23 protein-coding genes are annotated in these 24,537 nt (G+C 64.6%); 9 read left to right on the plus strand and 14 right to left on the minus strand.

All coding sequences use genetic code 11. The annotated features are described in order from the left end of the window. Nucleotides 1–196: 196 nt before the first annotated feature. On the plus strand, nt 197–2,293 hold the full coding sequence (gene mcpU, locus BHD07_RS06235) for a methyl-accepting chemotaxis protein McpU (RefSeq protein ID WP_100669199.1): 2,097 nt from the start codon (nt 197–199) through the stop codon (nt 2,291–2,293). Between the two features lie 78 nt (nt 2,294–2,371). Here the strand turns inward: mcpU and BHD07_RS06240 are convergent, their stop codons facing one another. The 7 genes from BHD07_RS06240 to BHD07_RS06270 form a co-directional block, all read right to left on the minus strand. Then, on the minus strand, nt 2,372–3,619 hold the full coding sequence (locus tag BHD07_RS06240; protein ID WP_100669197.1) for a class I SAM-dependent RNA methyltransferase: 1,248 nt from the start codon (nt 3,617–3,619) through the stop codon (nt 2,372–2,374). Next, nucleotides 3,616–4,371 carry a TlyA family RNA methyltransferase gene (locus tag BHD07_RS06245; protein ID WP_100669195.1) on the minus strand — a complete coding sequence of 252 codons (756 nt, stop codon included), beginning with the start codon at nt 4,369–4,371 and terminating at the stop codon, nt 3,616–3,618. The genes BHD07_RS06240 and BHD07_RS06245 overlap by 4 nt, the downstream gene beginning before the upstream one ends. Before the next feature lie 51 nt (nt 4,372–4,422). Beyond that, entirely contained in the window at nt 4,423–6,336 is a 1,914-nt protein-coding gene (gene dxs / locus BHD07_RS06250; protein WP_198516604.1) for a 1-deoxy-D-xylulose-5-phosphate synthase, read from the minus strand. Nucleotides 6,337–6,556: 220 nt separating this feature from the next. Then, nucleotides 6,557–7,480, minus strand: a complete 924-nt coding sequence (locus BHD07_RS06255; protein ID WP_100669193.1) for a pirin family protein — start codon at nt 7,478–7,480, stop codon at nt 6,557–6,559. A 199-nt stretch (nt 7,481–7,679) separates the two neighbouring features. Continuing rightward, nucleotides 7,680–7,931, minus strand: a complete 252-nt coding sequence (locus BHD07_RS06260; protein ID WP_003535810.1) for an exodeoxyribonuclease VII small subunit — start codon at nt 7,929–7,931, stop codon at nt 7,680–7,682. Between the two features lie 3 nt (nt 7,932–7,934). Further along, the gene (locus BHD07_RS06265) at nt 7,935–8,864 is read right to left on the minus strand and encodes a histone deacetylase family protein (protein ID WP_100669191.1); all 930 of its coding nucleotides are present in this window, start codon (nt 8,862–8,864) and stop codon (nt 7,935–7,937) included. Nucleotides 8,865–8,926: 62 nt separating this feature from the next. Continuing rightward, entirely contained in the window at nt 8,927–9,895 is a 969-nt protein-coding gene (locus BHD07_RS06270) for a zinc-dependent alcohol dehydrogenase family protein (RefSeq protein ID WP_338278469.1), read from the minus strand. A gap of 13 nt (nt 9,896–9,908) precedes the next feature. Between BHD07_RS06270 and BHD07_RS06275 the strand changes: the two genes are divergently transcribed. Next, entirely contained in the window at nt 9,909–10,310 is a 402-nt protein-coding gene (locus tag BHD07_RS06275) for an acyl-CoA thioesterase (protein WP_018094428.1), read from the plus strand. Here BHD07_RS06275 and BHD07_RS06280 read toward each other — a convergent pair. The 5 genes from BHD07_RS06280 to BHD07_RS06300 are packed head-to-tail and all read right to left on the minus strand — an operon-like array spanning nt 10,298 to nt 14,850. Beyond that, nucleotides 10,298–11,491 (minus strand): thiolase family protein, encoded by a 1,194-nt coding sequence (locus tag BHD07_RS06280; protein WP_338278471.1) that lies wholly within the window; start codon nt 11,489–11,491, stop codon nt 10,298–10,300. The two genes, BHD07_RS06275 and BHD07_RS06280, sit on opposite strands and share 13 nt — an antisense overlap. Then, complete coding sequence (locus BHD07_RS06285) at nt 11,475–12,971, minus strand: class I adenylate-forming enzyme family protein (protein ID WP_338278473.1); 1,497 nt, start codon at nt 12,969–12,971, stop codon at nt 11,475–11,477. The genes BHD07_RS06280 and BHD07_RS06285 overlap by 17 nt, the downstream gene beginning before the upstream one ends. 4 nt (nt 12,972–12,975) lie before the next feature. After that, nucleotides 12,976–13,539 (minus strand): biotin transporter BioY, encoded by a 564-nt coding sequence (locus BHD07_RS06290; RefSeq protein WP_338278475.1) that lies wholly within the window; start codon nt 13,537–13,539, stop codon nt 12,976–12,978. A gap of 31 nt (nt 13,540–13,570) precedes the next feature. Beyond that, the gene (locus tag BHD07_RS06295; protein WP_338278477.1) at nt 13,571–14,176 is read right to left on the minus strand and encodes an energy-coupling factor transporter transmembrane protein EcfT; all 606 of its coding nucleotides are present in this window, start codon (nt 14,174–14,176) and stop codon (nt 13,571–13,573) included. Continuing rightward, nucleotides 14,170–14,850 (minus strand): energy-coupling factor ABC transporter ATP-binding protein, encoded by a 681-nt coding sequence (locus tag BHD07_RS06300; protein ID WP_100669179.1) that lies wholly within the window; start codon nt 14,848–14,850, stop codon nt 14,170–14,172. The genes BHD07_RS06295 and BHD07_RS06300 overlap by 7 nt, the downstream gene beginning before the upstream one ends. A gap of 132 nt (nt 14,851–14,982) precedes the next feature. On the opposite strand from BHD07_RS06300, the gene BHD07_RS06305 reads away from it, so the two are divergent. Both BHD07_RS06305 and tldD read left to right on the plus strand, forming a co-directional pair. Then, nucleotides 14,983–16,182 carry a winged helix-turn-helix domain-containing protein gene (locus BHD07_RS06305; RefSeq protein ID WP_338278480.1) on the plus strand — a complete coding sequence of 400 codons (1,200 nt, stop codon included), beginning with the start codon at nt 14,983–14,985 and terminating at the stop codon, nt 16,180–16,182. 102 nt (nt 16,183–16,284) lie between these two features. Then, nucleotides 16,285–17,700 (plus strand): metalloprotease TldD, encoded by a 1,416-nt coding sequence (gene tldD, locus BHD07_RS06310; RefSeq protein WP_338278482.1) that lies wholly within the window; start codon nt 16,285–16,287, stop codon nt 17,698–17,700. Between the two features lie 84 nt (nt 17,701–17,784). Here tldD and BHD07_RS06315 read toward each other — a convergent pair whose 3' ends face one another. Continuing rightward, nucleotides 17,785–19,014 (minus strand): D-alanyl-D-alanine carboxypeptidase, encoded by a 1,230-nt coding sequence (locus tag BHD07_RS06315; protein WP_338278485.1) that lies wholly within the window; start codon nt 19,012–19,014, stop codon nt 17,785–17,787. 211 nt (nt 19,015–19,225) lie between these two features. Between BHD07_RS06315 and BHD07_RS06320 the strand changes: the two genes are divergently transcribed. Next, entirely contained in the window at nt 19,226–20,284 is a 1,059-nt protein-coding gene (locus tag BHD07_RS06320; protein WP_338278487.1) for a polysaccharide deacetylase family protein, read from the plus strand. 23 nt (nt 20,285–20,307) lie between these two features. On the opposite strand, the gene pdxH is transcribed toward BHD07_RS06320, so the two are convergent. Next, nucleotides 20,308–20,928, minus strand: a complete 621-nt coding sequence (pdxH, locus tag BHD07_RS06325; RefSeq protein WP_018094438.1) for a pyridoxamine 5'-phosphate oxidase — start codon at nt 20,926–20,928, stop codon at nt 20,308–20,310. A 140-nt stretch (nt 20,929–21,068) separates the two neighbouring features. Here pdxH and BHD07_RS06330 point away from each other — a divergent pair, with 140 nt between their 5' ends. The 4 genes from BHD07_RS06330 to BHD07_RS06345 all read left to right on the plus strand — a co-directional run bounded on the left by BHD07_RS06330 (nt 21,069) and on the right by BHD07_RS06345 (nt 24,530). After that, nucleotides 21,069–21,524 (plus strand): RT0821/Lpp0805 family surface protein, encoded by a 456-nt coding sequence (locus BHD07_RS06330; protein WP_198516561.1) that lies wholly within the window; start codon nt 21,069–21,071, stop codon nt 21,522–21,524. Between the two features lie 215 nt (nt 21,525–21,739). Beyond that, nucleotides 21,740–22,783, plus strand: coding sequence for a DnaJ C-terminal domain-containing protein (locus BHD07_RS06335; RefSeq protein WP_275596634.1), 1,044 nt, complete (start codon nt 21,740–21,742; stop codon nt 22,781–22,783). Nucleotides 22,784–22,982: 199 nt separating this feature from the next. Next, entirely contained in the window at nt 22,983–23,801 is an 819-nt protein-coding gene (gene fabI, locus BHD07_RS06340) for an enoyl-ACP reductase FabI (RefSeq protein ID WP_100669167.1), read from the plus strand. Between the two features lie 102 nt (nt 23,802–23,903). After that, nucleotides 23,904–24,530, plus strand: a complete 627-nt coding sequence (locus tag BHD07_RS06345) for a histidine phosphatase family protein (RefSeq protein WP_338278491.1) — start codon at nt 23,904–23,906, stop codon at nt 24,528–24,530. The last annotated feature ends 7 nt before the right edge of the window (nt 24,531–24,537 follow it).

Consider the following 24,537-nt stretch of genomic DNA (forward strand, 5'->3'; position numbering starts at 1 on the left):
TCTCCCTCGGCGCCGCAGGAATTGTGCGGCACGCGAGACCCCCGGCCGCATGAAGCATTGCCGGCTCCGCCTTTGCGGCATGTCCCATCGTTTTCCCGCCGTCCTTCAAGTCGCTCAGCGGCCGATCCGTCGCGCCCGGGAAGATCATCGCGAGCTCATCCCGGCGGCGTTGCCGCCTCTTTCAGGGAGCCCCACCTTGTCCAAACGATCGAATCTCATGACGCGCATTCTCGTTGCCGCGTCCTGCGTCGTCGTCGGCGCCTTTGCAGGCTTTTCCGTCTATATCGACAGTCTCCAGCGCGCCACGACCACGAAAGCAGTGGAGGAGGATATCGCTTCCTCCGGAAATCAGGCGGCGCAGAGCGTCGCCAACTGGCTGAACGGCCGTGTGACGCTGACCGCGATGGCGGCGGACGCTGCCGGCCGGGTGGCTGACGAAGCGGCCATTCAGGGCGTCCTGAAGAACGACGTGCTGACCGGCGAATTCATCTCCACCTATGTCGGCGACGAGAGCGGCCGGTTCATGATCTGGCCGGATTCGAAAATGCCCGACGGCTACGATCCGCGCCAGCGCCCCTGGTATCAGCAGGCGGTGAAAGCCGATGCACGCGTCCTTACCGAACCCTATGTCGACGCGTCGAGCGGCGACCTGATCATCAGCGCCGCTGTGCCGGTGAAGCACGAAGGCAAGCTTTACGGTGTGACCGGCAGCGATTTCTCGCTGAAGGCCCTCGTTTCCATGGTCAACGGCATCGATGTCGGCGGCGAAGGCTTTGCGTTCCTTGCCAACAAGGATGGCCAGATACTGGTTCATCCGAATGCCAAGCTCGTGACGAAGACGCTCGCCGACGCCTTCCCGGCGGATACGCCGGCGATCGGCACCGGGATCATGCACACCGAGCTCGACGGCAAGCCGATGCTCGTGAGCTTCGTGCCGGTGAAGGGGCTCCCGTCGGTCGAATGGTATGTCGGCTTCGCGCTCGATGCGGATGTCGCCTATTCGGCGATCAGCCAGTTCCGCGTCGCCGCGACGATCGCCACGATCCTGGCGGTCGGCGCCATGATCGCCTTCCTCGCCACACTTCTGAGCCGCCTCGTCATCCGTCCGGTAACCGACATGACCGGCGCCATGGAGAAGCTCGCAGCCGGCAGTCTCGACGTTACGATTCCGGGTGAGGAGCGGCGCGACCAGATCGGGTCGATGGCGGCGGCCGTCGCCGTTTTCCGCGCCAATGCGGTCGAACGGAAGCGCCTGGAAGACGAGGCCGAATCCAACCGGTCGCTTTCGGAGCGCGAGCGCCTCGAGCGCGAGGCGCAGAAGACCCGCGATGCAGCCGAGGTTCAGCATGCGGTCGATGCGCTGGCAACGGGTCTCGGACGGCTGGCCGACGGCGATCTCGCCTATCGGATCGGCAGTCCCTTTGCCGATCGCCTGGATCGCCTCCGGGAAGACTTCAACAATTCGGTCGCCAAGCTGCACGACGCGCTTTGCGCCGTCGGGGCGAATGCCCGCGCGATCGACGCGGGTGCGAGCGAAATCCGTTCGGCCGCCGACGACCTCGCACGCCGCACCGAACAGCAGGCGGCATCCGTCGAAGAAACGGCCGCTGCGCTCGAGGAGATCACCACGACCGTCCGCGATTCCGCCCACCGGGCCGAGGAAGTCGGTGCGCTGGTCGCCCGTACCCGTGCCGGTGCGGAGAAGTCCGGGGAAGTGGTGCAGAATGCGGTTGAGGCCATGCATGCCATCGAGAAATCATCAGGAGAAATCTCGAACATTATCGGCGTCATCGACGACATCGCCTTCCAGACCAATCTCCTGGCGCTGAATGCCGGCGTCGAAGCGGCACGGGCAGGCGAGGCGGGCAAGGGTTTCGCGGTCGTCGCCCAGGAGGTGCGCGAACTCGCTCAACGCTCGGCCAATGCCGCCAAGGAAATCAAGGCGCTGATCACGACCTCCGGCGAGCAGGTACATTCCGGCGTGACGCTGGTCGGCGATACCGGACGGGCGCTGCAGGCGATCGTCGCCGAGGTGCAGGAGATCAACAAGCATGTAAGCGCAATCGTGACCGCGACTCGCGAGCAGTCGACCGGTCTCCAGGAGATCAACACGGCCGTCAACACGATGGACCAGGGCACGCAGCAGAACGCCGCGATGGTCGAGCAGCAGACGGCCGCCAGTCACGGTCTCGCATCCGAGGCAGCGGCGCTCAACGCGCTGCTCTCCCAGTTCATACTGGGCGAGACGCAAGCGGCCTCTTACCAGGCCGCGAGCCGCCGCCGCGCGGCCTGACGGCGATCCCAGGGAACGTGCAGCGGTTTCCGTGGAACAGCTTGAACCAACAAGGCCCGGTTCGTTGCCGGGCCTTTTTCATTTTTCGAGCGTCGCTACCGTTTCCACATGCGCCGACCAGAGGAACTGGTCGATCGGCGTCACCCCGGTAATGCGATAACCGGCTGCGGTCAGTATCGAAAGGTCCCTCGCCAGGCTCACCGGATTACAGGAGACGGCGGCGACCTTCTTCACGCCGGATCGGGCAAGCTCGTGACATTGCGTTTCGGCGCCGGCGCGGGGCGGGTCGAAGACCACGGCGTCGAAGGCTTTCAATTCCTGCGCCATCATCGGCCGGCGGAAAAGATCGCGCTTCTCGGCGGTCACCGGCTTCAGCCCCTGGGTGTTGCGTGCGGCGAAATCCAGCGCCTTCACGGCCCTGTCGTCGCCTTCGACCGCGTGAACGCGTGCCGTTCGTGCAATCCTCAGCGCAAAAGTGCCGATGCCGGCGAAGAGATCGGCAACGCGCTTCGCCTTGCCGACGTGAGCCAGCACCAGCTTCGCCATCGCGTCTTCGGCAGGCCGTGTCGCCTGAGTGAAGGCGCCGGGCGGCGGCAAAACCGTCACACCGCCGAAATCGATCGCGGGCTTGATCGGCTCGACGACGATCTCGCCATTCAAGCTGACGCGCGCGATGCCTCGCTCGCCAAGAACGGCATCGACGGTAGAGCGCCGCTGCGGATCGCTGAGTTTCACCCCCTCGAAGGCGAGATCGAGGCCCGTATCGGTTTCCAGCACGGTGATACGGAATGGTTCGGCGCTCGACGCCATGGCCGCGGCAATTTTGCGGATGGTCGCCAGCCGCGAGACGATGCCCGGGCTGGTGATCGGACATTCGCCGATCGAAACGATATGATGGCTCTGCATCTGGTTATAGCCGAGCAGCAGTTCCTTTTCCGTCCGCCGGGCGGTGAAAACGGCACGGCGGCGATCGCCGGGCCGCGCGATGATCAGCGGAGCGACCTCCGGCGTCAGTCCCTTCGTCCTCAAGGCGTCGATGACGAGATTGCGCTTGAAGGCGTGGTAGAGCGCGTCGGACGCGTGCTGCAGCGTGCAGCCGCCGCACGTCCCGTTGACACCGTCCGGCCCGAAATGCCGGCATGGCGGCTCGACCCGCTCCGGGGAAGCCTGCTTCAGCGATATCAGCGTGCCGTTCGCCTTGTTGACCGCGAGCGAGACGGTCTCGCCGGGGAGCGTGAACGGTGCAAAGACGGGGCCGGCTTCCGTCCGAGCGACGCCGTCGCCTTGGGCGCCGAGACGATCGATGGTCACGATCCCGGTGCTCATGGCTTGCGCCCCGCCAGAAGAAATTCGCTGTTGCCGTCACCGCCGGCAATGGGCGAGGGGATCAGGCCGAGGCTTCGCCAGCCCATGTCTTCGACAAGCCACCGCTCGAGTTCGGCTGCCACCGCCGGAGCGCTCTCCGGAACCTTCAGCAGCCCGGCCTTGCTGATCGCATCGCGGCCGGCCTCGAACTGCGGCTTGACGAGCAGGATGCAGCAGGCGCCCGGTTCCGCCAGGCCGAGGGCCGGCGGCAGCGCCAGCTTCAGCGAGATGAAGGAGACATCCGAGACGATGAAATTGATGGCGCGTTCACCGACGTCGCCGCGGGTCATGGACCGGGCATTCAGGCCTTCGATGTTCGTCACGCGCGGGTCTTCGGCGACGCGCGGATGTATCTGACCGTGGCCGACATCGACGGCGACCACATGCGCGGCGCCGCGCTTCAGCAGCACCTCGGTAAAGCCGCCGGTCGAGGCCCCGACGTCGAGACAGGTCTGCTCCGATGGATCGAGGCCGAAGTGATCGAGCGCCGCCACGAGTTTCAGTGCCGCACGCGAAACATAATCCTGCGCCGGATCGTCAATGGTGAGCGTAACGCTTTGCGCGAAGGTCGAGGCCGGCTTGGTCACGGTGCGGCCGTCGACCTTCACGGTTCCCCGCTGGATCGCGTCGCGTGCGCGTGCGCGGCTGGCCACCAAGCCCCTGTTCAGGAGCAATTGATCGAGGCGGATCGTCATCTGTGTATCTTGGGACATGGGTCGTCATCGCGCGTCCCGCCGCGCAATGCAAGTGAACTCTTGGACGGCTCAGCCGGCGGCGCCGAGGCCGACGCCGTGCTTCTGGCCGAGCGCCTTGAAGACGGTCGATACGATGCCGGCGCGGTCGAGGCCGGCACGGGCGTACATTGCTTCCGGTTTTGCCTGCTCCATCCAAATGTCGGGCATGACCATGGGGCGCACTTTGAGGCCGCCGTCGAGGAGGCCTTCTTCCGCAAGGAACTGCAGCACGTGGCTTGCGAAGCCGCCGACCGCCCCTTCCTCGATGGTGATCAGAACCTCGTGATGGCGGGCAAGCTGACGGATCAGATCATGATCGAGCGGCTTGGCGAAGCGGGCGTCGGCGACCGTCGTCGAGAGGCCGGCTGCATCCAGGTCTTCCGCCGCCAGCAGACAGTCGGCGAGCCGTGTGCCGAAGGAAAGCAGCGCCACCTTGCTCCCCTGCTTGACGATCCGGCCCTTGCCGATCGCAAGAATTTCGCCGCGCTCCGGCAACTCGACGCCGACGCCTTCGCCGCGCGGATAGCGGAACGAAATCGGACCCTCGTCGTAGGCCGCGGCGGTGCGCACCATATGCTTCAGTTCCGCCTCGTCGGCCGCCGCCATGACGACGAAGCCCGGCAGTGTCGCCAGATAGGTCGTGTCGAAGGAGCCGGCATGGGTCGGCCCGTCGGCGCCGACGAAGCCGGCGCGGTCGATCGGAAAGCGGACAGGCAGACCCTGGATGGCCACGTCGTGGACAACCTGATCATAGGCGCGTTGCAGGAAGGTGGAATAAAGCGCCGCAAAGGGTTTGTACCCCTCCGCCGCAAGGCCGGCGGCGAAAGTCACGGCATGCTGCTCGGCTATGCCGACATCGAAGCAGCGCGAGGGATGCACCGAGGCGAACTTATCGAGGCCCGTCCCGGACGGCATGGCGGCAGTGATCGCAACGATCTTGTCGTCGAGGGTCGCCTCCTGCGTGAGCGCGTCCGCGAAGACGGAGGTGTAGGCGGGTGCGTTGGGCTTCGCTTTCGCCTGAGCCCCGGTAATCACGTCGAATTTGTTGACGCCGTGATACTTGTCGGCCGCGGCTTCCGCTGGCGGATAGCCCTTGCCCTTCTGCGTGACGACATGGATCAGGACCGGGCCTTTCGCATTGTCGCGAACGTTGCGCAGGACCGGAAGCAGGTGGTCGAAGGAGTGTCCGTCGATCGGACCGATATGGTAGAAGCCCATCTCCTCGAAGAGCGTGCCGCCGGTGACGTAGCCCCGGGCATGCTCCACCGCGCGGGTGATCGCCCGGTCGACGGTCTTGCCGAGATAGGCAGTGAGTTTCTTGCCGACCTCGCGAATGCCCATATAGGTCCGCCCGGAGGCGAGCCGCGCCAGATAGGCGCTCATCGCGCCCGTCGGTGGTGCGATCGACATGTCGTTGTCGTTGAGAATGACGATGAGGCGCGCATCGAGCGCGCCGGCATTATTAAGCGCTTCGAAGGCCATCCCGGCCGACATCGCGCCGTCGCCGATCACCGCGATCACATTGCGGCTCTTGCCGTCGAGTTCGGCGGCGACAGCCATGCCGAGACCGGCCGAGATCGAGGTGGAGGAGTGCGCTGCGCCGAAGGGGTCGTATTCGCTTTCCGCCCGCCGGGTGAAGCCCGAGAGCCCGTCTTCCTGGCGCAAGGTGCGGATGCGATCGCGCCGGCCGGTCAGGATCTTGTGCGGATAGCACTGGTGTCCGACATCGAAGATCAAGCGGTCATGCGGCGTGTCGAAGATCTTGTGGATGGCGATCGTCAGTTCGACGACGCCGAGGCCCGCGCCCAGATGCCCCCCGGTGCGCGACACGGCATCGACCATCTCGGCACGCAATTCGGCCGCCAGCTGCGGCAGGTCCCTGTCGTCGATCTTCTTCAGATCGTCGGGATATTCGACCTTATCGAGCAGGGGAGTTGCCGGCATCGGATTGGTTGGCAGTTGTGTCACGCTGCATGCCTCATGCGCGCCGGAGATAGGCGCGCGCATTGTTGTTGGGTCGTCGGAACGGCTCTTTCTTAGAGGTAATCGCCGTTGAATGCAAAATTAGGCTTTCCTGCGGCTTCAACCAAGGGCGGGATGAGGAAAACCTGCGCGGTTTTCCGTCGCATCGCGATCCAATCCCTGAAAACGAGCTTAACGGAGATCAGCTTGCGGGCAAGGGTATGAACTCTTCCTCGTCTCCCGGCACGATATCGAAGCGTCCCGTGCGCCATTCTTCCTTTGCCTTGTCGATCCGCTCCTTGGAGGAGGAAACGAAGTTCCACCAGATATGGCGCGGCGAGCCGAGCGCTGCCCCGCCGAAGAGCATCACGTGACAGCCCGCAGGCCCCGCGGTGATGGTGATTTCGTCGCCGGGACGAAAGACGAGGAGTTGATTGTCGTCGAAATGGTCGCCGGCGATGATCGCTTCGCCGGCAAGGATGTAGAGCGCGCGCTCTTCCCAGTTGGCCGCGAACGGCGCGCTCTTGCCGGGCTCGATCATGAGGTCGACATAGATCGTATCGGTAAAGGTGGAGACGGGCGAAGCCGCCCCTTCGAACTGACCGATGACGACGCGCGCGCGAACCCCGCCATCGGCAAGATGCGGCAGCATACGCTCCTCGGTATGCGCGAAGACCGGATCGATCTCCTCCATGGCGTCGGGCAGCGCCAGCCAGGTCTGCAGTCCTGAAAGAGAGCGTTCGTGCCCGCGCTGGTTTTCCGGCGAGCGCTCCGAATGCACGATGCCGCGCCCGGCGGTCATCAGGTTCACGTCGCCCGGGCGAATGACCATTTCGGTGCCGAGGCTGTCGCGGTGCTTGATCTCGCCGTCGAACAGGTAGGTGACGGTTGAAAGGCCGATATGCGGATGCGGGCGGACGTCGATCGCCTGGCCGGCACGCAGCAGCGCCGGGCCCATCCGGTCGAAGAAGATGAAAGGACCCACGAGCCGGCGCTTTGCCGTCGGCAGCGCCCGCCTGACCTGCAGGCCGCCGATATCGCTGGTACGCGGGATGATCAGATGCTCGATTGCGTCGCAGGCGGGCTTGTCGCCGGCGAGCGGATCGGGACCGGGAAAGAAGGACATGGCAGGCGCTCCGGTTGATGGCATTCACTGAAGATTACCGTCAGTGCTTCCGGTTCGGTAGCGGCAATCGGGAGACGGAGTGTTTCTGTTTCGAGTCCCGCAAGCGGGTTTGCACCGATGCGTGCCGCTTGTCCCTTCGCCCCGCCTGCGGGGAGTGCCGGCAGGCCGGATGAGGGGCGAATCTCGTCTGGAATGAAGACTACTCCGCGTCGAGCGGCTCGACTCCCTGCGGCCGGCCGGCGCGGTCGAGGCGGATCTTTTCGATACGGTCCTCTGCCGCCTTCAACAGGGCCTCGCAGTGCTTCTTCAGGGCCTCGCCGCGCTCGTAGATCTCGATCGATTTGTCGAGCGCGACGTCGCCGCGTTCAAGCGCCGAAACGATACGTTCCAATTCCTCGACAGCCTGCTCGAAGGAGAGGGCGGAAACGTCCGGTTGCGCATTGTTGTTCATGAATTACCCTCTCATCAATCTCAGAATATGCAGGCCGGCCGACTCGGCCAGGCCTTGCAAGTCATAGCCGCCTTCGAGCAGGCTGACGATGCGGTTGCCGGCGCTCCTGCCGGCAACGTCAATGAGACGACCCGTCGCCCAGTCGAAATCTTCGCCGACCAGATTGATCTGGGCCAATGGATCGCGGTGGTGGGCGTCGAAGCCGGCGGAAATCAGAAGAAAGTCGGGCCGGAAATTCTCAAGCGCGGGCAGCACGCGCGAACGGAAGGCATCGCGGAAATGCTCGCTGCCGCTATTGGGCGAAATCGGCGCATTGACGACATTGTTCCTGACGCCCGTCTCGTCCTTGGCACCGGTGCCGGGATAGAGCGGTATCTGATGCGTGGAGCAGAAGAGCACCGACGGGTCGTCCCAGAAAATGTCCTGTGTGCCGTTGCCGTGGTGGACGTCCCAGTCGACGATGGCAACGCGTTCGGCACCATGCGCCGCCTGCGCGTGGCGCGCGGCAATCGCTACATTGTTGAAAAAGCAGAAGCCCATGGCCCTGTTCTTCTCGGCATGGTGGCCGGGCGGGCGGGCTGCGACGAAGGCATTGTCCGCTTCCCCGGCGAAGACCGCGTCGACAGCCGCCACAGCACCGCCGATGCCGGTCAACGCGGCCTCAAGGCTTTGCGGGCCAGCATAGGTATCGGCCTCGAGCTGGTTGATGTCCTCGTCCGGGATGTCCCGCTTGATTCGCAGCAGGTGCTCTTCCGTGTGGGCGAGCAACACCAGATTTTCGTCACCCTTCGATGCCTCGACCCGCTCCAGATCCGCGAAATTCGGATGCTCCAACGCAAGATTCAAGGCCTTCAGCCGATCCGGCCGTTCGGGGTGCCCTTCCGGGACCTCGTGCTTCAGGAAGACCGGATTTTCGTAGAGATGCGTGGTCATCCGGCGAAACTAGTGCGCATGCCTGTCAAAATCCATGGCGCGCGACGCGAAACTGCCGATTTTCAACAGCGCGGATCGAGCAGGATCTTGCCGTCGCGATCCGGGTCGGCCTGATGCGCAAGGGCGTCGGCGAGCCTGCTCAAGGGGTAGGTGGCGGCAATGGGGCTGGCAAAGAGGCCGCTCTGCAGCCCGGCGAAGCTGCGCAGGAAAGCGGCTTCGAGTGTCTCCCGGCCGGCGGAATGCACCCAGGTTCTCAGCCAAAGAAAGGCGAAACGTATGTCGGGCCGGCCGCTGATCGCCGTCTGAGGCACGGGTGCGCCACTGAGCGCTCCATACTGGATGAAGGTCCCGCCGGGGCGAATGGACCGCCCGATCAGCTCGCCCGCCAGCGCGCCGCCGACGGCATCCAGCACCGCATCGAATTGGCTGTCCATGAGGAGATCGCCGCTCTCGGCCACCAGGATCCGGTGTGCCTCGCCGAGACGGCCGCGTCTCCTCTCGCTGCGAAGCATGGCCGTCGGCACCGCGCCTTCGAGCGCAAGCAGCTTCATCAGCATGCCGCCGATGGCAGAGCCCGCAGAGGTCACGCCGACATCCATGCCCTCGAGCGATCCGAAATGCTCCCGCAGCGCTTCGACAAGCCTCAACGCCGTTAGCGGATTGACATAGCTCATGGCCGCCTGCGCGTCTTCGATCCCGTCCGGCACGCGAAAGCACCATTCGGCGGGGCGGAGGAGGAATTGCTGCCAAAGCCCGCTCGCGCCGATCGGGACGACCCGATCTCCGGCCTTGATGCCTTGCACGTCCGGCCCGACGCGCCTGACGATGCCGACGCCCTCGAAGCCGGGGACGAAAGGCAGGACGGTGCGCGCGCTGTAGGCGCCCGTAACGGGGACCAGGTCCGAAGGATTGATTGCCGCGAGCGATATCTCGACCTCGACTTCGCCCGCGCCTGCGGCAGGGCGGGGTGCGTCCACGAGCTCGATGACTTGTCCGGGGTCGCCAAACTGTCTAACGAGTGTGGAGCGCATCGGGGAGCCTCGCATGGACGGCACAGAGCGGGAAAATGTCACGGAAGTCCGCATTCCGTTCCGCGATATAGACATGCACGGCCATATGCACAATGCGGCCTATTATGCGCATGCGGAGGCCGCGCTTGCCAATCTCTGGCGTCACCGGCCGGCAATTGCGGAAGAACCGGCCTATCTCGTCCGCCGCTCCGCCTGCATCTTCCATCGCGGTCTGCGCTTCGACGATCCCGCGCGCTTTACGGTGACCGTCGCGAAGATCGGCGGCAGCTCGATAGGTTTTGCCGTGCGCGTCGAGACCGGCGACAAACTTGCCGCCGAGGTCGAGATCGTCTGGGTGGCCGTCGACCGTGCCCGCCATCAACCGGTACAGCTGCCGGCCCCAACCCGGGAATGGCTCGCCGGCTATGCCGCCTGATCCGGTCTGCAGCTGCTGAAGTGGGCGGCGATCCCCATGCCGCCGCCGATGCCCATCATGGCCAGCCCTTCCGCCGGGGAGGAGGTCGCGAACATCTGCGAGAACAGCCGGACGACGAGAATGGCGCCGGAAGCGCCATAAGGGTGGCCGAGCGCGATCGCGCCGCCGTCGCTGTTGACGCGTTCGGGTGCGATATCGAGCTGGTCGAGGCTCCCGAGAACCTGCGAGGCGAAGGCCTCGTTGAATTCGATGAAATCGACCCGGGCCACATCGAGCGCGGGATTGCGCGCGCGAAGCTTCGCCATGGCGGGGACGGGGCCGAGGCCGAGCAGCTTCGGTTCGACGCCGGCCGTCGCCGCATCGGTGAAGACGAGACCGAAGGCGACGCCGCGCCTGCGCGCCTCCGCGAGGTTCGTCATCAGTACCATCGCCGCGCCGTCATTGACCGGGCATGCATTTCCGGCGGTGACGGTCCCGCCAGCAACGAAAACCGGCCTCAGTCGCGAGAGCGTCTCGGCAGAGGCGTTTGCGCGAGGGCACTCATCCCTTGCGACAGGCCCTGACGATGTCGGCACGGGCACGATCTCGCGCGAGAACCGGCCTGCCGCTTCGGCCGCGACGGCGCGTCGGTGGCTTTCGAGCGCAAACCGGTCCTGCCGCTCACGCGAGATGCCGCAGGCCGCGGCGACGTTCTCCGCTGCAACGCCCATATCCGGATCGCCGATCGAATCGGGCGCCATCCGCGCGCGCTGGACCGGCTGTGGCTCTTCGCCGCGCGTGAGCGGGGGCCGAAGTCGGATATGCGCGCGACTGGCGCTCTCGGTGCCTCCGGCAAGGTAGAAACGACCCGCGCCGGCCTGGATCTGCCGAGCAGCAAGGACGATCGCCTCCAGCCCGGAGCCGCATTGACGGTCGACGGTGACGCCCGGAATTGCGACGGGCAATCCTGCCTCCAGCGCGGCGAGACGTGCGAGATTGCCGGCACTGTTGGCGGCATTGCCGACGATCACGTCGTCGATCTCTGCCCGGTCGATGCCGGTATCCGCAATGATCCTTTCGATCAGCAAGGCGGCAAGGCTTGCAGGCTCGATCGCGGCAAGGCTGCCGTTGACGCGGCCGACCGGCGTTCGCAGTGCGGCGATGACGACCGGGGTGCGATCGGGGTCAGAGGAGGCGTTCAAGGGCACTGTTCTCCTCCGCGATCCATTGCCGAAGCTCTCCGGCCGCGACCTTGCCGGAGGCGGTCATCGGCATCTTCCGGCAGAGCCATATCCTGCGCGGGCGCTTGTAGCGCGGCAGGGCGGCGGCAAGATGACGTTCGAGTGCCGCATGGTCGAATCCGGCGCGGGGCTCGATCACCGCCGCAAGCTCGCTGCCGAGATCCGGATGATCGAGACCGAAGACAAGGGCCGCGTTCACGCCGCCGGCTCCCTGGATCACGATCTCCACCTCCGATGGATAGATGTTGTTCCCGCCCGAGACCACCATCCCGCCCGCCCGGCCGATGAGGTGCAGCGTGCCGCCCTCGTCAAGGAAACCGAGGTCACCGACCGTCGCGAGCTTTCCTTGCCGGCGGAATCCCGCTCCGTCGCCGCCCGCGATGTAACCGTCGGATATGAGCTCGCTTTCGACGAAGATCGTGCCCGTTTCTCCTGCGGGAAGGCGCTCACCTTTCTCGTCCCGGATCTGCAGGCGAACCCCGGGAAAGGCCTGTCCGATTGCGGTCGGCGTGTGTCTGTCCGTCGGCCGGGAAACGCTGATGAAGCCGAGTTCCGAGGCGCCGTAATATTCCGTGACCTGAGCCTTCGGAAAAGCGCGTGTCGCCGCTTCCCGATCCGCCGGCGTGAGCTTGGCTCCGGCGACGGTGATCCGTCTGACCGATGTCAACGGCGAACCGGCCGCGCGCTCGCAGAGCCGCCGCAGCATCGTCGGCACCAGCACCAGCCGTTTCGCCCCGGTGGCGGCAATCGTGGCCAAAGCCTGATCCGCCTCGAAGTGCCGAGCGCCCACGAATTCGGCTCCGGCCGTCAGGGTTTCCGCGAGCGCGTAAAGCGTCAGGCCGTGCGCCAACGGTCCCGGCGCGTAAGTCGTCGTCTCCGGCCCGAGCCCGAAAAAGCTCTGCCCGGTCTCAAGGCTCACCCGCCAGGACCGGCGGTCGCGGATGATCGCCTTCGGATCGCCGGTCGTGCCCGACGTGAAGACCACGAGAAAGGGATCACCGCCGCAGCCGGCGGGGATTGCGGGCGGAGCATCGGAGGCGCCTTGCAGCAGACGGCTTTGTCCTGCCGACGGCACGTCGATGCGCAAGAGATCGCGTTCGGCGCGGATGACGATCTCCGGCCGCAGGCGCTCTTTCATCCGTTGGCGCGCGATCTCGGGCAGATGCGGGTCGATCAGGGCGGCGCAATGGCCGGCCGCGGTCGCGGCAATGAAAGCGGCGGGAAAAAGCGGGTGATTTCCCGTTTCGAGCGCGACCAGCCGCACGCGCCCGGAAAGTATGCTTTCTTCTGTCGCCTGTGCACCCGAGCGGTGGATGGCCGAGAGGATGCGTCCGGCCTCCGCGGCAAGGTCGCCAAAGGTGAAAACCCGGCCTTCCATGCGGAAGGCCGGGGAAAACGGGCGTTCGCTCGCATGGATCGCGACTGCCTCGGAGAGCGGCACTGCGTCAGACGCGCGCCGGCAGCAGCGGATAGCCGGCGTAGACGGCCCGGGCGGCGAGCGTCGCGATCGCGGCCTTCAACAGGTCGCCCGGAACGAAGACGAGCGAACCGGTTGCGGCGGCCATCAGAGGCGTGCCGGTGACGGCAGAGAGCCACGGAACCCCGATCCCATAGAGCACGACGATGCCGCCAAGGACCGAGGCGAGGAAGAAACCGACAAACTGGCGCGCTTCCGAATTCGTGGACTGGACGAAGCGCTCGGCGATCAGGCCGGTAACGAAGGCGGCAACTGCCCAGCCGAAGATGAACCCGCCCGAGGGGCCGGCCAGGACGGCGAGTCCGCCGCGGCCGCCGGAAAGTACCGGCAGTCCGATCGTGACGAGCAGGATGAGCAGGAGGAAGGCGAGGGCGCCGCGCTTCGCGCCGATGATGCAGCCGGCGAGCATCACGCCCATCGACTGCGCCGTGATCGGAACGGGAATGAAGCCGAGCGTGATCGGCGGTACGAGGCCGAGCACAACGATGATGGCAGTGAAAAGCGCAACGAGGACGAGGTCTCTGGTGTTCATATAGCCCTACCTTTTATTAGAAAACGCGAATTTATTGACGGCGAAATCCCCTCGCGTCAATGGCCGCCGCGATCGTGTCCGCATCTTTCAGCGTCAGGATGATCAGCGGGCCGATGATGGTCAACGGCCGGATCGGCAGTCCGCGTGCCCGATGCGCTTCGGCGAGTGCCTGATACCGGGCGAAGATGTCGGGCACGAACCGCAGCACGAGGCCAAGCGCCAGACCGACATCTGCCGCCCTCAAGAGACCGAGGCGCTCCAGCGGCTTCAGGAGGATCGTTACCTCGTCCATGAAAGCGCCGATCGTCGTGGTCGCCGTGACCGCGGCTGCAAAGAGGACGAGCGCCATCAGCCGCAAGACGAGCGCCGCGACCTGCGGCACGGGAACGAGGAACAGATTGACCGCGGCAAGGATCAGAATGGTGAAGAAAACGAAACCGACGCGCGACAGCGCTTCGCGCGGTTTCAGCCCGAGCGAGAGGTAGAGCCAACCGCTGAGGAGAAAGGCAGGCAGCAGCAGGAAGGCTGAGTCCGTCGCGAAGAGCGCGATGCTCAAGACGGCGAGCGCGACAAGCTTGGCGCGCACCGGCACGCGGTGAAACCAGCTTCCTCCCTCGACATAGAGGCTCGTCAGCATCCGGCGACCTCGTGGTAGCGCCGGATTGTTTCGGCCGGCCCACCGTCGGCAACAAGGCGGCCCTCGTGAAAGAGCAGGACCCGTTCGGCGCTCTCGGCCAGCGCCAGATCATGGGTGATGACGATCGTGTCTTCGTCGAGCGTGTCGATCGTCTCGGCGACCATCCGGCGATTTCTGAGGTCGAGCTGATTGGTCGGCTCGTCGAGGATCAGAATTTTCGGCCCGGTGACGATGACGCTCGCCATGGCGACGAGTTGCGTTTCGCCTCCGGAAAGCTCGTGCACCCGCCTTCGTGCGAGGTGGCTGACGCCGAAGCGTACAAGGACTGCCTCGGTCCGCGACGCGATCTCATGCGCAGGCAGCCCCCGGTTCTTGAGCCCGAAGGCGATATCGTCGGTGACGATCGGCATGATCAGCTGGTGCTGCGGATTTTGAAAGATGAAACCGGCTTCGGCGAGCACTGCCCTGTCGTCCTCGACCGTGTCGAGGCCGTTGACCTTGACCCGTCCGGTCGTCGGCTTGACGAGCCCGTTGATCAGCCGTGCGAATGTGGTCTTTCCGGAGCCATTGAGACCGATGACGCCGACCCGCCGCTCATCGAGGGCAAGGCTCAGAGGTTGAAGCGCGACCCGTTCGCCGAAGCTGACCGAGCAATCGGTAAAGCGGATTTCCAAGCGTCGGTCCTCGCGATGTTTTGCGTGATCGCTCTATAGGACAAGTCGATCGTAAAGGGCAATGTAGTGTGGACAACAGGTCTGTTGCCGACTCACGTTTGAAACTTGGGAATAAAAGCCTACTCTTTGCTCATGACGATTCGCCTTTCCAATCGCGATGCCCGGCGCATCTTTCTCGCCAAGCAGGGGCTCTCGGCCGCGCCGCATCGCGCGCTCGGCAAGGACGGCTTGCTGCAATTGATTCACGACATGGGTTTCGTGCAGGTCGACAGCATAGCGACCGTCGAGCGGGCCCATCATCAGATTCTCTTTTCCCGCAATCAGACCTATCGCCGCGAGCATCTGGCCGAGCTTCTCGAAAAGGACGGCGAGCTCTTCGAACATTGGACCCACGACGCATCGATCATACCGAGCACCTTCTTCGTCTACTGGAAGCATCGCTTCAAATGGGAGAGCGAAACGCTCCGCGAGCGCTGGCGCAAATGGCGCGGAGAAGACTTCGACGCGGGCTGCGAGGAGACCTATGCGAGGATCGCGAACAATGGCGCCGTCATGGCGCGCCACCTTAAGGAGGACGGCCACGAATCCGGCGGCTGGTGGAACTGGCACCCGTCGAAAACGGCTCTCGAGGTGCTCTGGCGTCAGGGCAAGCTTGCGATCGCCCGGCGCGAAAATTTCCAGAAGGTCTATGATTTGACGGAACGCGTCATTCCGGCTCGCCATTACGACGGCGAGGTCGCGCATGAGGAGTTCATCGACTGGGCCTGCCGCAGCGCGCTCGAGCGGCTGGGCTTCGCCACCCACGGCGAGATCGCCGCCTTCTGGGATCTCGTATCGCCGGACGAGGCGAAGGAATGGGTCGCTGCCCATCGGGACGAACTGTGCGAGATCGTCATCGAATCTGCCAATGGCGGCAAGCCGCGCCCGTCCTTTGCCTTCGCCGGCTTTCCCGCCGGGCTCGGCGACATTCCCGACCCGCCCGCCCGCGTCCGGGTGCTGAGCCCCTTCGACCCGCTGCTGCGCGACCGGAACCGGGCCGAGCGGCTTTTCGATTTCTTCTACCGTATCGAGGTTTTCGTACCGGAGCCGAAGCGGGAATATGGCTATTATGTCTTCCCCCTGCTCGAAGGCGACCGGCTGATCGGCCGCATCGACATGAAGGCCGATCGCAAACGCGGAAGCCTCGACGTTCGGCGCCTCTGGCTGGAGCGCGGCGTCAAACCCTCTTCGGGCCGGATGGAAAAGCTTATGGCCGAACTCGACCGCATCGCCCGCTTTGCCGGCGTCGAGCAGGTCAAATTGCTCGATGGCTGGAACGCTGCCCTTTCCTGACCGATTTTTCGTGCTTTGTTTTTTCTTGGCTTGCGGGCCGGCGCTCCCTAAATGGAGCCAGTAAGTTTCACGACCCAATCCTTCACGGCAGGGAGCAGAACCATGGACACCAACCTGATGAGCCTCTTCGATGCGGACGAGGCGACGGTCCGCAAGGTTCTCTCCAAGACGCTTGCCGGCGCCGATGACGGCGAACTCTTCCTTGAGCATGCGCAGGCGGAGGTGCTTTCCTTCGACAATGGCCGCCTGAAGGGCGGCAGCTTCAATACCGACCAGGGCTTCGGTCTGCGGGCCGTCGCCGGCGAAGCCGTCGGCTACGCCCATGCCGGCGAACTGTCGCTTGCGGCCCTGAAGAGGGCGGCGGACGCCGTGGAGCAGGTGACCCGTGGCTATTCCGGCTCCTACGCGGCAGCCCCGCAGCGCACCAACAAAAAGCTCTACGGCGACGAGAACCCGATCGGCGAGCCGAGTTTCGAGACCAAGGTCAAGCTGCTTCAGGAGATCGACGCCTATCTGCGCGCCAAGGAGCCGAAGGTCCGCCAGGTGACCGCGACGATCGCGGCGAGCTGGCAGGTCGTGGATATTCTGAGAGCCGACGGGCACCGCGTCCACGATGTCCGGCCGATGACGCGGATCAACATTTCCGTCGTGGTCGGCGAGGGCGACCGTCAGGAAAGCGGCTCCTTCGGTATCGGCGGACGGCGTGGCTTCGGCGATTTCATAACCGAGGAAAACTGGAAAAGCGGGACGGAAGAGGCTTTGCGGCAAGCGCTCGTGAACCTCGAGGCGATCGATGCGCCGGCCGGCACCATGGATGTCGTGCTTGCCTCCGGCTGGCCGGGCGTCATGCTGCACGAAGCCGTCGGCCACGGCCTGGAGGGCGATTTCAACCGCAAGAAGACCTCCGCTTTCGCCGGGCTGCTCGGCGAGCAGGTCGCTGCGAAGGGCGTGACGGTCGTCGACGACGGCACGATCGAAGCGCGGCGGGGCTCCATCTCGATCGACGACGAGGGAACGCCGTCCGGCTACAATGTCCTGATCGAGGACGGCAAGCTCGTCGGCTATATGCAGGACCGGCAGAACGCCCGTCTGATGGGCATGGAACCGACCGGAAACGGCCGCCGCCAGGGCTACGCCCACGTGCCCATGCCGCGCATGACCAACACCTACATGCTTGCCGGGGACCGCACGCCCGATGAAATCATCTCGTCGGTGAAGAGGGGAATCTATGCCGTCTCCTTCGGCGGCGGCCAGGTCGATATTACCTCAGGCAAATTCGTCTTCGGCTGCACCGAGGCCTATCTGATCGAGAACGGCAAGGTCGGAGCGCCCGTCAAGGGTGCGATGCTGATCGGCAACGGTCCGGATGCGATGAAGCGGGTGACGATGGTCGGAAACGATACGAAGCTCGACACCGGCATCGGCAATTGCGGCAAGGCCGGCCAATGGGTACCGGTCGGCGTCGGCCAGCCACATCTGCGCATGGATCAGATCACCGTCGGCGGCACGCAGGCCTGACAACGTGCCCTCATCTGTGCTTGCTACGGAGATGAGGGCAGCTGCGTCTGTGGCGCCGGAAGCGTTCTTTCAGCTGTTGCGGACTCACCCCCCATCAGGAAGCAAGACGCAGTCATAGGACCTCTTTTTCAGGATGCTGCAGGCGGTCGTCGCCGCTTCGCGACTGGCGAAGCCTACGAAACCTACGCGATAGGCTCCGCCCGAGCCTGCGGCCTCGGTGTGGGGGGCGGCGCCGAGAAGGGCCGCGCCGCCAGCCGATTGTGCCTCGACGAGCATCTTGCGCGCGCCTTCCGCGGTCGGTGCGGAGGAAATCTGAATTCTCCAGCCGCTCGCCGGTGGTTTCGTGCCCGCGGCCGCCACTGCGGTTGGCCGGTCCGCCGGGACGATAGCTTCCGTCGGCGCTGCGGCGACAGCTTCGACCGGGGGCTGGGTACCCACATAAGACAAGGAAACGCCGGGCAAGCTTGCCACGTCGGCCAGGCGGGGTGCGCGTGCCGCTGCGATCATCGGGCGTCCGGGCGAGGAGACCCTGCCCAGGTGCTGGTCGAGGAGCGCCGCCATCTTCTCATCACGGCTTCGCGCGCTTCGCCCACCGAGCACCACGCCGATGATGCGGCGGTTGCCGTCGCTCACCGCGCTTACGAGATTGTAGCCGGAGGCCCGCGTGTAGCCGGTCTTGATGCCGTCCATCCCCTGGTATCGATACATCAGATTGTTGTGGCCTCGGATCACACGGCCGCGGAAGGCGAAACTCTGGACCGAGAACAGGCGGTACTCGCGCGGATAGTGTCGCATGAGGGCAACGGCGAGCCGCGCCATATCGCGAGCCGTGGTCACCTGTTCGCTTGCCGGCAGACCCGAAGCGTTGACGAAGAATGTGCGGTTCATGCCGAGCTGGCGCGCTTTTGCGTTCATCATTCTCGCAAAGCCTTCCTCGGAACCGCCAAGCCGTTCGGCCATGGCTGCCGCCGCGTCGTTGGCCGAACGAATGATCATGCCGTAGACAGCCTCTTCGACGGTGATCGTTCCGCCGGCCTTGACGCCGAGCTTCGTCGGCGGCTTGCGTGCAGCGGTCGCGGACATGGGCACAGGCGTTTTCCAGGCGATCTGGCCGCGGTGAAGCGCTTCGAAGGTCATGTAGAGCGTCATCATCTTGGTGAGAGACGCGGGATGGTGGAGCGTGTCGGGGTTTTCGGCAGAGAGAACCCGGCCCGTCCGAGCGTCGACGACAAGAGAGGCGTTGCCTGCCATTGCCTGAACGGCACCGAAGAAAAGCACGGCGATTGTCGCCAGAGCCAATCGAAAGCTCGTCATCGAACTCCCCCTCATAGAGATGTGCGGCCGATATCGACGCGGTACGCTGTTTTGACAGGCTCGAGGCGTCGTTGCAACCTCGCCGCACAAAAGGCGGCCCGCTCTTTCGCACCGTCCGGCCGATTCAGCAAGGCTTAACCCCGCAGAAGTTACCGTCCGGGCCGCAACGCCCGTCCACGCTCGACAGGACGATTTGAGAAGACGGAAGAAGATGAAACACGGCTTTGCGGGTTTGGTCCGCTACCATGCCAAGCGCGCCGCTATCACCGGCGGGCTCGAAGCTGCGCATCTGCTTGCGCGGGCACGGCTGATGGGGGCGGCCCGTGGGCGCGGGGCGATCTTCACCCTGCATCATGTTCGCCCGAGGGTTGCGCGGGCTTTCGATCCCAACGCCCATCTGGAAATCTCACCGGAATTCCTCGAAGAGGCGATCGTGACTTTGAAGCGGGACGGCTATCGCTTCATCCCGCTGGACGACCTGCCCGCCTGCCTTGCTTCCGCCGATACCCGGCCCTTCGCCTGCTTCACTCTCGATGACGGCTACCGCAATAATCTCGATCACGCCCTGCCGGTCTTCGAGCGCCACGGCGTGCCCTTCACCGTTTTCGTCACCGCCGGTTACATCGACCGCAGCCATACGCTCTGGTGGGAAACGCTCGCCGATCTTCTGTCCGTCTGCAGCAGGTTTCGCTTCGATTTCGGCGCAGGTGAGGAAGCGGTGGCGAGCGAAAACCTTGCGCAGAAGCAGGCCGCCTTCGATCGGATCGCCGCTTACGTCCATGGCAGCGATGAGGCCCATGCGCTCGCGACACTAAACAGGGCGGCGCAGGAGCACGGCATCGATCCGCTGGCCATCACCGAGCGTTTGACGCTGGATGAAGTGGGTCTTCGGAGCCTGGTCCGAAGCCCGCTTGCGAGCCTCGGCGGACACACGATCAGTCATCGCGCACTTGCGCGGCTTGGCGACGACGAGGCCAGCCGCGAAATCTCAGTCTCCGCCGAACGCGTCGGGACGATCACCGGTCGCCGGCCCACGAGCTTCGCCTATCCCTATGGGGACAGGGTCGCGGTTTCGCCCCGCGATCATCGGCTGGCGGCGGAACTCGGTTTTGCCGTGGCGGTGACGACGCAGCCCGGCATGTTGTCCGAGGCTGCCAATCCTCATGCGCTGCCGCGCATTTCGCTCAACGGCCATTTCCAGGCCGCGCGCTATGTGACCGCGCTCGGTTCCGGCATCCCGTTCCGGCTCTTTGCCCGCCAGGCAGCTTGAGGCGCGGTGACAGCGTCTTTCCGTCAGGGGTACATCCGCACTTTCGTCCAACCGCCATCCGGCGTTTCGCGGCGGAACTCGACACGGTCGTGCAGCCGGAAGGGACGGTCGTGCCAGAATTCGATCGACAGTGGACGGATGCGGAATCCGGACCAGTAGTCCGGACGTGGAATCTCGCCGATCGCATGCCGCGCCGTGTATTCGGCGACGGCCTTCTCCAGCGCAAAGCGGCTTTCGAGCGGCCGGGACTGCTTCGATGCCCAGGCGCCGATGCGGCTGCCGCGGGGCCGGCTCATGAAATATTCGTCGGCTTCCTGGTCGGAGACGACTTCGACCGGACCGCGCAGACGCACCTGGCGGCGCAGCGATTTCCAGTGGAAACACAGGGCCGCCTTTGGGGTCGCAAGCATTTCCCGGCCTTTCTGACTTTCGAAATTCGTGTACAAGACGAAGCCGCGTTCGTCGAACCCCTTGAGCAGGACCATGCGTACATTGGGCATGCCATCCGGGTCGACGGTCGCAAGGGCGACGGCGTTCGGATCGTTCACCTCGCTCTTTTCGGCTTCCTTCAGCCATGTGCCAAAAAGGGAAAAGGGCTCGCTTGCTTCCGTGAAGTCACCGGTTGTTAACTCGTTCGCGGTCATATTGTTTTCCAATGCCGTGTGTCTGGCGCGGGAACGCTTCGGGATGAGCCGAGTGGCGTTTCCGCATCGTAATAATGTCAGAGCCTGCCTGCGGACTTCCTTGGGACGTGGTGCGCTCTGGCGAGTCTGACAGGAATGCCGTGCAAGACATAGCAAAGCGGAACGATGGCAAGAAGGGTCTTTCCTTCGCATTGCTGCGCAGCGCGGCAATTTGCGTGACGATTCTCGCCCTGCCGGGGTGCATGGGCGCGGGCCTCGACGTCTTCGGGGGATCGGGCGTCGATCGTTCGGTCTCGACCGGAACCGTGCCGGTGGCGAAGACATCCGACGGCCTTTCCGATGCCATAGCCGTGCGCGACCTCGTTACCGCTGCCGACATCAGTCAGGGCAAGGACAGCACCATCCCCTGGGCAAATGCAAATTCCGGCAGCGCCGGCGTCATCAGCAGCATCCAGGAAGACCATGCCTCGGGCATGCGTTGCCGCCGCTTCACGACGACCCGGCACTCCTTCGAGGGCATTGCCAAGTTCGATGGCAACACCTGCCAGCTCGGCAACGGGGAATGGTACCTGACGAGCTTCGGCCCGCGGAGCTGAAATCGCAGGTTAACCATATTGCCGCAAAGCGGCCGGCGAAGCGTCCCGGACGATGTTTTCGGCACCGCGTCCCGCTTCCGACTAACCGATAGTTAGCAACTTCGCCCGATCATCGCCCGGTGACGGAGAAGGTCTCGCAGACCCTCTTCGCTCGTCGTGAGGTGTCAGGCGGGCATCCGGGGAAGGACCGCCGAGTAGAGAAAACGATAGCAGCCATGCGCGATCCCTATGCAATTCTTGGTGTGCGTCGCACCGCCGGGCAAGAGGAAATCAAGGCGGCCTGGCGCTCCGTCGCCAGAGCGGTCCACCCCGATCACAATCAGGACGATCCCTCCGCCAACGAACGCTTCGCGGAAGCGGGCAGGGCCTATGAGCTGCTTCGCGATCCGGTGCGCAGAAGCCGTTACGATTGGGCGCGGCGCGAGGCGGAGCTTCGTCGCATGGAGGCGATGAAGGAGAAGATGCGAGGCGCGGAGGTGCCGGAGGACCCTGTCGGCACCGAAACGGCCGAGGAAGCGATTTCGCGCATATTCGGCGTCGAGCCGCAGCCCGCTGCCGCCAGGCCGAAATCCTCCGTGCGTGCCGCCGAACGGGAACGTGCGCCGGTGGAAGCCAAAACCGAGCTCGCCGCCGAAGCAAAACAAGAGCAGCCGAAAGCCGACGCGTTTGCCCGTCGCTCGATCATGCCGGCGGCGGATCTGGTCGCGGCGATCGTTCAGCGTATTCGCGGACGCATCGCGAAGACGGCCGAGAAGGTGCCGGATCTTGCCGTCGACGTTCACGCCAGTGTCGAGGACGTGATCAATCTCGCGCGGGTGCCGGTGGAGCTTCCGGACGGAGAACTGCTGAAGGTCCCCATCCCGGCCGGCGCTGCGGACGGCCAGGCGATCCGCCTGAAGGAGCAGGGCTACCGCGTTGCCGGTATGGCGCGCGGCGATGTGGTGGCAACCCTGCGCCTCCGCCAGGACGGCCCGTTCCGGACCCGCGGTCTCGACCTCGTGACCACATTGCCGATCGATCTTCAGAGCGCGGTTCTCGGCTGCGAAACGACGATCGATGCGCCGAACGGACCGCTCACGGTGACGGTGCCGGCGTGGTCGGGCTCCGACAAGGAGATCCGCATCGCCGGAAAAGGCTTGCGCGGGGCCGACGGGGACAGCGGCGACTTGGTCGTCGAATTGCGGGTGGTGCTGCACGAAAAACCGGACGACAAGGTGACGGACCTCATGCGATCCCAGCGTGACGGCCTCTTTTTATGAAGCTTTTCTGACAAGCTGAACCAATATTACGGGGACTAACAGTTCCTGATCTGCCTCCTGCTTGAACCGCTGTGGCGCCTATGCCATAGGCAATGCTCGACAATTGCCGCACCCGCTGCAGGAGGCGCGGCATCCTGGCATTCGTGAAATTTTGCCACCGGCAGCAGCTGGTGGAGGCAGACAGTATTGGGGACATTCCATGGCTCAGGCATCGGGTCTGATGAATGGCAAGCGCGGCGTCATTATGGGCGTCGCAAACAATCGCTCGATTGCATGGGGCATCGCGAAGGCCTTGTCCGAGGCGGGGGCCGAGATCGCGCTGACATGGCAGGGCGACGCTTTGAAGAAGCGCGTCGAGCCGCTGGCGCAGGAGCTTGGTGCCTTCATGGCCGGCCATTGCGATGTGACCGACCTCACCACGATCGATGCCGTATTCTCGGCTCTCGAAGAGAAGTGGGGCAAGATCGATTTCGTCGTGCACGCGATCGCCTTTTCCGACAAGGACGAATTGACCGGGCGCTACCTGGATACGAGCCGCGACAACTTCGCGCGTACGATGGACATTTCGGTCTATTCCTTCACGGCGGTCGCCGCACGTGCGGATCGCGTCATGAACGACGGCGGCTCGATACTGACGCTCACCTATTACGGCGCCGAGAAGGTCATGCCGCACTATAACGTCATGGGTGTCGCCAAGGCGGCCCTCGAGGCAAGCGTTCGCTATCTGGCGGTGGACCTCGGCAACCGCGGCATTCGCGTCAACGCGATCTCCGCCGGGCCCATCAAGACGCTTGCTGCGTCCGGCATCGGTGATTTCCGCTATATCCTGAAGTGGAACGAATACAACGCCCCGCTGAAGCGCACGGTCTCGATCGAGGAGGTCGGCAATTCTGCCCTCTACCTGCTTTCCGACCTGTCGAGCGGCGTTACCGGCGAAGTCCATCATGTTGATTCCGGCTACCACACGGTCGGCATGAAGGCCGTCGACGCGCCGGACATCAGCGTTGTGAAGGATTGACAGCCTTTGCTCGACAGCCGCCATGCGTCCTTCGGCCGCATGGCGGCTGTCGCACTTTGAACTGCTGCATGTTCTATCCTCAAACCGGCTGCAGCTTGCGGAATGTGCGGCAGGGATCGCGGCGGCTCGCCCGGAGTGGACATTGTGCTCATCTACATGGTTCGCCATGGACAAACGGACTGGAATGCGGAGAGCCGCCTTCAGGGTCAGAAGGACATCCCCCTCAACGAGACCGGACGGCAGCAGGCGACCGGGAACGGCGTCGCGCTGAGGAGGTTCCTCGGGAGTGGCGCCGCCGACTTCGATTTCGTCAGCAGCCCGCTCGGCCGTACGCGCGAAACCATGGAGCGTCTTCGGCGGGCGATGGATCTCGATCCCTCGGCCTACCGCACCGACGAGCGTCTGAAAGAGGTGTCCTTCGGCGACTGGGAAGGCTACACGCTTCCCGAACTGAAGCGGCTCGTGCCCGAGCGGATCGCAGAAAGGCGCGTCGCGAAATGGGATTTCATCCCGCCCGGACCCGACGCCGAAAGCTACGAAATTCTCTCCTGGCGTGTCGGTGCCTGGCTCAGGAGCGTGACGCGGCCTACCGTCTGCGTCAGCCATGGCGGCGTTATCAGGGCATTGTTCAAGCTGCTTGGGGAGATGGATGCCGATGAGGCGGCGGCCGCAGCGATCCCGCAGGACCGCCTGCTGAAAATCCTGGATGGCTCGATAGGCTGGCTCTGACGCCACA

Source organism: Sinorhizobium sp. KGO-5 (assembly GCF_036245905.1).
Classification (GTDB): Bacteria; Pseudomonadota; Alphaproteobacteria; order Rhizobiales; family Rhizobiaceae; genus Sinorhizobium; species Sinorhizobium meliloti_A.